This is a genomic window from uncultured Thermomonas sp. (assembly GCF_937872235.1).
Lineage (GTDB): Bacteria > Pseudomonadota > Gammaproteobacteria > Xanthomonadales > Xanthomonadaceae > Thermomonas > Thermomonas beijingensis.
Genome location: NZ_CALMPC010000075.1, coordinates 23,955 through 31,593, shown reverse-complemented (window position 1 = coordinate 31,593; position 7,639 = coordinate 23,955). Strand labels below are relative to the sequence as shown.

General features: G+C 59.2%; 6 protein-coding genes. 1 reads left to right on the top strand and 5 read right to left on the bottom strand.

Going from position 1 to position 7,639, the window contains the following annotated elements:
- Positions 1-5: 5 nt before the first annotated feature.
- The 3 genes from QWB57_RS06730 to sufT all read right to left on the bottom strand — a co-directional run bounded on the left by QWB57_RS06730 (position 6) and on the right by sufT (position 5,322).
- Positions 6-2,216: a pre-peptidase C-terminal domain-containing protein gene (locus tag QWB57_RS06730; RefSeq protein WP_288968885.1), complete on the bottom strand. Its 2,211-nt coding sequence runs from the start codon at positions 2,214-2,216 to the stop codon at positions 6-8.
- Between the two features lie 569 nt (positions 2,217-2,785).
- Positions 2,786-4,354, bottom strand: a complete 1,569-nt coding sequence (locus QWB57_RS06725; protein ID WP_288968884.1) for a M4 family metallopeptidase — start codon at positions 4,352-4,354, stop codon at positions 2,786-2,788.
- Between the two features lie 416 nt (positions 4,355-4,770).
- Positions 4,771-5,322: a putative Fe-S cluster assembly protein SufT gene (gene sufT, locus QWB57_RS06720; protein ID WP_223626296.1), complete on the bottom strand. Its 552-nt coding sequence runs from the start codon at positions 5,320-5,322 to the stop codon at positions 4,771-4,773.
- Between the two features lie 109 nt (positions 5,323-5,431).
- Here sufT and QWB57_RS06715 point away from each other — a divergent pair, with 109 nt between their 5' ends.
- Positions 5,432-5,878: a hypothetical protein gene (locus QWB57_RS06715; RefSeq protein WP_223626294.1), complete on the top strand. Its 447-nt coding sequence runs from the start codon at positions 5,432-5,434 to the stop codon at positions 5,876-5,878.
- Here the strand turns inward: QWB57_RS06715 and QWB57_RS06710 are convergent.
- On the bottom strand, positions 5,844-7,241 hold the full coding sequence (locus QWB57_RS06710; protein ID WP_223626292.1) for an NAD(P)(+) transhydrogenase (Re/Si-specific) subunit beta: 1,398 nt from the start codon (positions 7,239-7,241) through the stop codon (positions 5,844-5,846). The two genes, QWB57_RS06715 and QWB57_RS06710, sit on opposite strands and share 35 nt — an antisense overlap.
- Entirely contained in the window at positions 7,238-7,534 is a 297-nt protein-coding gene (locus tag QWB57_RS06705; RefSeq protein WP_223626290.1) for an NAD(P) transhydrogenase subunit alpha, read from the bottom strand. The genes QWB57_RS06710 and QWB57_RS06705 overlap by 4 nt, the downstream gene beginning before the upstream one ends.
- Between the last annotated feature and the right edge of the window lie 105 nt (positions 7,535-7,639).

The following is a 7,639-nucleotide window of genomic DNA, read 5'->3' as shown; positions in this document are numbered from 1 at the left end:
GTTGATTAGTTGGTGCTGGTGGACAGCACCACACCACTGAATGCCGCGTATGCGTACACCTTGATGTAGTAGGTGGTCGCGCTGGTCGGGGTCAGGGTGCAGGTTTCGCTATTGCCCGTCTTGTACGGACGGCAGGTGTAGCTGCTGGTGGTTGGCGCACTGCCTGCCTTCACATACATATCCGCATCACCCGTGCCACCGGCAATGGAAATTGTCGCAGTCTTCCCAGCGGCGACAGCCAAGGTGTAGGTCGACGACCATTTACCCTTGCTGACGGACGGCAGATTGACCGAAGAGCTACCGCCACCACCGCCACCACCCGTGCTGTAGTCACCCAGCAGGCTGACGCCGGAGAATGCCGAGTAGGCCTTCATGCGCACGTAGTAGGTGCCCGCGGACGGCGAAGCAAACGAGCAGCTTTCTGCATTGCCGGACTTGTACGGACGGCAATCGTAGGAGCTGTCGGTCGGAGCGCTGCCAAACTTGACGTACATGTCGGCATCACCGGTACCACCCGACATCGTGAACGCCAGGTTGGTCGACCCTGCCGGCACCGCCAAGGTGTACACCACTTCACCACCGGTTGCAGCCGACAGGCCGGTCACCGTGACGCCCTTGGTCAGGGTGCCACCGGTGCTGCCACCACCGCCGCCACCGCCACCGCCCGCGCAGGACACGCCCACCGCAGTGAATGCGCTGGTGACATCGGCCTTGGTGTAGCCAAGGTCGGTGGCCGCCGTTTCAACACCGCAAGCGCCCTGGTTGAAGGTGCTGCTGGCCGTCCAGTAATTGGCATTGGCGCGGGCAAACACCTGGAAGGCCTTCTTGGTATCCCAACCGGACTTCTTGGCCAAGGTGCAGAACGCCTTGTTATAGACACCGGAGGTGTAGTGCACGTCCATGCTGCTGGTGTAGTTGGCCGCATTGTCGATCGAACCACCGTCCTGGGTCGGGTTGCACATATAGCGCAGCGCGCCGGTGCCCTTGAAGATCTCGGCACCCACCAGGAAGTCGTTGCTGCCACGGCTATAGTACTCGGCAGCTTCACCAGCCATATCCGAGAACGCTTCGTTCATGCCACCCGACTGACCCGAGTAGGTCAGATTGGAATGCTGCTCGGTGAAACCGTGCGAGATTTCATGACCCGAGACATCCAGGCTGACCAACGGATAGAACGTGCTGGCGCCGTCACCGTAGGTCATCGCGGTGCCGTCCCAGTACGCATTCTCATAGCCGGTCTTGTAGTGCACTTTCATCACCAGCTGGAAAGTCAGCGGGTTCATGTTCATGTACGCGTTGTACATGTTGAAGATCACGCTACCGAAGTAGTGCGCGTCATTCAGCGGCGAATACGCGCCGTTGATGGCCTTCACCGTGTTGCGCGGGCAGGTATAGCTGAACGCGGTGGTGCTGGCATTGCTGGTGGAATTATTCAGATTGACGGTCTTGACCTGCGCGTTGTTCATGGTGCAGGTGGTGCCACTTTGGGTGACATCCAAATAACCGTAATTGGTGCCGTATTCGTACTGACCAGTCTTTTGGTTACCACCAGGGCCGGTACCCACCAGCGTGTGCTGGAGGTTGTCCCACTTCTTGATGACCTGCCCATTCACGGCGTCGATGATCACGATCGGGCGGGTCGGCTTGCCACCGGCCAATGAATCGGCGTAGAAGGTGACGGCATAGGCCAGGTGACCCTTGCCAGCGTCATCAATGAAGATGACCAGATCAGACTTCTCGTTGCGGCTCTGCATCCCGGCAATGCCGTTCCCCAGCGCAGCGCGCTTGCCGGCAACCAAGGCTGCGGCACTGTTGAAGGCCGGCTTGGTGGTACTGATATCGCGCTCCAATCCGGACACATAACTGCCGAACATGCCGCGGACATTGCCCGCGCCATCTTCACTGACGGCCACCCCTTGGCCGTAGACCGGAATGCCACGCCATGCTTGGTCATAGCGATAGTTGCGCACACCGCGATCGGCACGCGTGCTGCGCATCAACAGGGTGTTGCTGGCATCAGCACCCATGAACTGCTCATGGCGGCGGTGCGCAGTTGCGGCAATACCTTGAGTGGCCGACAACGACCGGTATTGCTGCTGCAACTGATTGAGATTGCGCTGATGTAGATCTGAACGGTTGGCAGCTTGGGCACCGACTGCGGAAAGCGAGAGCAGGATGGCGGCACTTAGCATGCTGGTGCTACGAAAGCGATTCACTTGGCATTACCCCTGGGTTGTTGGTTGAGTTTCCGCATCTGCGGTTTCGAACGAAACAACGACATCTAGCCTGCGTGCCCCTAGCGTGAATCGCCATGTTTTGCACATCAGACAGCGCCCTGAACCTGAACGGTGTCGAAAGCGATGGCGGACATTCCGACGCATTGACGGCAAAGTCAAGAACCATGCGTTATGTCACAATAACCAAAAGTTATTAAATGCAGAAATCACTTGTAAATCAGTCACTAAAGCAACTATTTTTCTGTTATTAAGACGCCATCACAAAAGTGAACTGGGTCACATCGGACTCGGATGCCGCACCGCAACATCAATGTGCGCTGCCGAAATTTGTCAGCTTGTGACAATTCGCGCCCGGGAAATTGGTCACAGCAGCAAGAGTGCGTTCATGCTCTGCCACTGCTCAGCGAATCACCAAAATCGCTCAGGCAATCGGCTTTACGCCCCGCGTTGTTCTGCCATGAAGCAACAAACCCCGACGCTTGTCGGGGTTTGTTATTGCTGGCGGGCCCACGATCGAGCTGCCCTGTTTTGCTCAAGCACGGATCAGATCAGGCGCACTTCACACCCACTGCAGTAAATGCCGCAGTCACGCTGGCCTTGGTGTAACCCAACGCCGTAGCGGCCTTTTCGACCCCACACGCGCCTTGGTTGAAGGTACTGCCAGACGTCCAATAATCGCGATTGGCACGCGCAAAGACTTGGAACGCTTTCTTGGTGGTCCAGCCCGAGGTCTTGGCGAGCAGGCAGAATGCCTTGTTGTAAACGCCGGAGGTGTAGTGCACGTCCATCGTGCTCTTGTACTTGGAGGCGTTATCGATCGAGCCACCGTCCTGCGGCGGGTTGCACATATAGCGCAGCGCACCCGTGCTCTTGAAGATCTGCGCGCCCACCAACCAGTCATTGCTGCCGTGGTCGTAGTACTCGGCAGCCTCGCCAGCCATATCCGAGAAGGCTTCGTTCATGCCACCCGACATGCCCGAATAGGTCAACCCCGAATTTTGTTCGGTGAATCCGTGCGAGACCTCATGCGATGTCACATCCAAGCTGACCAGTGGATAGAACGTGCTGGCACCATCACCAAAGTACATCGCGGTACCGTTCCAAAACGCATTTTCGTAGCTGGTCTTGTAATGCACCTTCATCACCAGCTGGATGGTCAGCGGGTTCTGTCCCATATAGGCGTTGTACATGCCGAAAATGACACTGCCAAAACGATGCGCGTCATTCATCGGTGAATAGGCACCATTGATCGACTTCACGGTATTACGCGGGCAGGCAAACGAAAACGCGGTGCTGCCGGCAGTGCCGCCATTGAGGTTGACGGTCTTGACCTGGGTATTGCTAAGCGAACATGTGGTGCCGCTCTTGGTGACATCCAGATACGGGTGGGTGGTGGTGTTGCTGCCGTATTCATACTTGCCGGTCTTGGCATTGCCCCCGGGGCCGGTGCCGATCAAGGAGCCGGTCTGCAGGTTTTCCCACTGCTTGAGCACTTTTCCGCTGCGCGCATCCACCATGACGGTGGGGCGCGTTGCGCGCCCGGCCGCCTGCGAATCGGCAAAGTAGCTGACCTTGTACGCAAGATGCCCGACCCCGGCATCATCGATAAATACCACGACATCGCTACTTTCATTGCTGGTCAGCATCCCGGCGATGCCATTGCCCAACCCTGCGCGCTTGCCCGCAACCAGCGCCTGCGCCGCAGTAATCGCCGGTCGCGTGCTGACGATGTCCTGATCCAAACCGGAGATCAGGTTGCCGAACATGGTGCGCACATTCCCCTGCGCATCCTCGGCAACGACCAAGTTCTCGCCAAAGATCGGAATCCCGCGCCATGTCTGGTCGTAGCGATAGTTACGCTCGCCATTTTCGACCTGCCGGTTGACACGCATCAGCAGATGGGTACTTCCGCCGGCCCCTATCAGCGCGGCGTGACGACGGTTGGCCATCTCGCTGCCGACCTGCCCCTGACTGGCCAGCAGCGACTGGTATTGCTGGCGCATCTGGGCGAGATCGCGCTGTTGAAGATCGGTACGCGTTGCAGCTTGTGCACCTGCCGCCGTGAGCGACAGTGCGATTGCGGCGGCCAGCGTGTTGAGCGAGCAAAAACGGTTCATTCAAAATTTCCCCTAGGGCACGTGTGGCTTGCCGCAGACGCGGCAAGGCGAGACATCGACATGCATCGAACGCTGCGCAGCCGGCAAATGCCAAAGCTCCCCTGCAGTGCCCCGCTGCGTGGCAACGTGTTGTTATCGCTGACAGACCCCACATCCGGAAGCGATGCGGGATCTTCACGCGCAGCCCAGGGATTTGGTCAAAAACCATTTGTTATTCGCACATGAAAATATGGAATAAAGAAGGCATGCCTCGCATCGGCATTGGCGATCCACGGGGATGCGGCAATCGTGCAATGCAGCAAAACATGCTGTACACGACCTCAAATGACATGAATTTCTTGCATTGCACAAGTCTTCGGCGCTGACCCAATAGGTCATTTCGCGACCTGCGCCCTTGCCAACACACCGCCGTAGCGTCAGAACATCCCGGTTTCCAGCCTGGCCACATCCGACATCAGGCTTTGATTCCACGGCGGATCAAACACCAGCTCGATATCGGTGTCAGCCACGGTCGGGATTTTTTCCAGTTTGCTGCGTACATCGTCGATCAGGATGTCACCCATGCCGCAACCTGGCGCGGTAAGGGTCATGCGCACCCGCACGCCGCGCTCGCCACTTTCCGGATGGTACAACTCAGCCAGATAGACCAAGCCAAGATCCACGATATTGACCGGGATTTCCGGGTCAAAGCAGGTGCGCAACTGCTCCCACACCACCCGCTCCACGTCCTCGTCGGTGGCCCCTTCCGGCAACTCCAGAGGCTCGGCCGGCTGCTTGCCAATAGCATCGCCATCCTCACCGGCAATTCGCATCAAATTACCTTCCACAAACACCGTCCAGCTGCCACCCAGGGCTTGGGTGATATAGCCCACAGTACCGGCGGGCAAAGTCACTGCATCGCCCTGCGGGACGAGAACGGCGGCGCAATCGCGCTCAAAACGGACGGGTTCGCTACTGCGGGAGTACATAGAGAGGAGGCTGGGAATCGAATCCGTACCATTCTAGTCCCAATCCAATTGCCCGTCAGCCGTCGCAATGGGATCATTCCCCATTCCTTTGACTTCGATCAGCCAACCAATGCCCCCACAACCGGAGTCCGGTCCACGCTGGTACGCCCTGCCCTTGCTGCTGCTCGGCGCCAGTGGATTTGCGGCCGGCTGGATGCTGCTGGCATTAAGGTTGGATCGCACCTGCAGTTGGCTGGCTCTGCTCGCCGCGATGGATATGGTGCTGCTGCTGCGGCTAAGCCGCTGGCCTGCAGATGCCTCCCGCATGCTGCTGGCACTGGTATCCACTGCCGGCGTGATTGGATTGGCCAATGGCTTGATTGCCGGCGGCCAGATCGGCAAATCGCTGGGGATGCGGCCGTGGGAAGCGGTGCTGAAAATCGGCCCGGACTATGCGTGGCTGTTGGTGCAACTGGCCACCGACCGCGTAGACGTTGCGCTGTACGCCGCCAGCTTGGCACTGGCGGCGTGGTCAGGTGTTGTCAGTGGCCGCCGTCCAACGCCTTCAACTCGCTGACCAAGGCGCTGGCCACTTCAGCCCCATCGCCATACAACATGCGGGTGTTATCCGCATAGAACAGCGCATTTTCAATTCCGGCAAAGCCCGTGCCCTTGCCGCGCTTGATGACGATGGTGTTCCTGGAGTTCACCACATCCAGAATCGGCATGCCGTAGATCGGGCTGGCCGGGTCGGTCTTGGCCACCGGGTTGACCACGTCATTGGCGCCGATCACCAGCGAGACATCGGTTTGCACGAACTCGGGATTGATGTCGTCCATGTCGGCAATCAGGTCATACGGCACGCCGGCTTCGGCCAATAGCACGTTCATATGGCCGGGCATGCGCCCGGCCACCGGGTGGATGGCGAATTTCACCTTCACCCCGCGCTCGATCAAACGCTGGCTCAGCTCCCAGATCTTGTGCTGCGCCTGCGCCACCGCCATGCCGTAGCCGGGCACGATCACCACACGCTCGGCAAACGCCATCATCGCCGCCACGTCGGCCGCTTCGATGGGTTTCATCGAACCCCCGATTTCTTGCATCGCCGCCGAGCTGCCACCGAAGTTGGAGAACAGCACATTGCTGATCTTGCGGTTCATCGCCTTGGCCATCAGCCGGGTCAGCAGCATGCCGGCCGCACCGACCATGGTGCCGGCGATGATCAGCGCCTCGTTGCCCAGCACATAGCCTTCAAACGCTACCGCCAGCCCGGTGAACGCGTTGTATAGCGAGATCACCACTGGCATGTCGGCGCCGCCAATCGGCAACGTCATCAACTTGCCCAAGCCCAGCGCCAGCAGGAAGAAGGCAATGATCCACGGCATCGCCAGCGTGGTCACCGCCATCACCCCGCATACCACCGCCGCCAGCGCCACCAGGGCATTGAAATATTGCTGACCGGGGAAGGTGTAACGCTTGTCCATGCGCCCGTCGAGCTTGGCCCATGCGATGATCGAGCCGGTCAGCGACACCGCACCAATCAGTGCGCCCACCACCGCCAACACCAGGCCCAATTGCGAAGGCACCGGCGCACCGCCGGAAAACTTCACCAGCTCCACCGCGCCGATCGCCGCCGCCGACCCCCCCCCCATGCCGTTGAACAGCGCCACCATCTGCGGCATGTCGGTGATCGCAACTTTCTTGCCCCAGACCCAGTTCAGGCCCACGCCAATCACGATCGCCACCAGCATCAGCGCAATGTTGTGCAGCCCGGGCAGGAACAAGGTGACGACGGTAGCCAGCAACATGCCCACGCCCGCCCACTGGATGCCGCTGCGCGCCGTCTTCGGGCTGGCCATGCGTTGCAGGCCCAGCAAAAACAAAGTGGCGGCGATAAAATAACTCAGTTTGACCAAGGTCAGAATGCTCGCTTCGCTCACTTGGCATCCCCTTTCTTGCTGGCCTTGAACATGTCCAGCATGCGCTCGGTGACCACATAGCCACCGGCCGCATTGCCTGCGCCCAGCAGCACCGCCACAAAGCCCAGCGCCTGCTCCAGCGGGGTTTTCGCCTCACCCAGCATGACCATTGCACCAATCAACACGATGCCGTGGATGAAGTTGGAGCCCGACATCAACGGGGTATGCAGGATCACCGGTACCCGCGAAATGATCACGTGCCCGGCGATGCCTGCCAGCATAAAGATATACAACGCCACGAAGCCATCGCCCACAGCCCACCTCCCCGATTGTCTGTCTGCATCATAAACACGGCGAGCGATCAGATGCCATGTCAACCGAATGGCAGCCCATGCGTTTGCAGCATGACTGTGGCAATT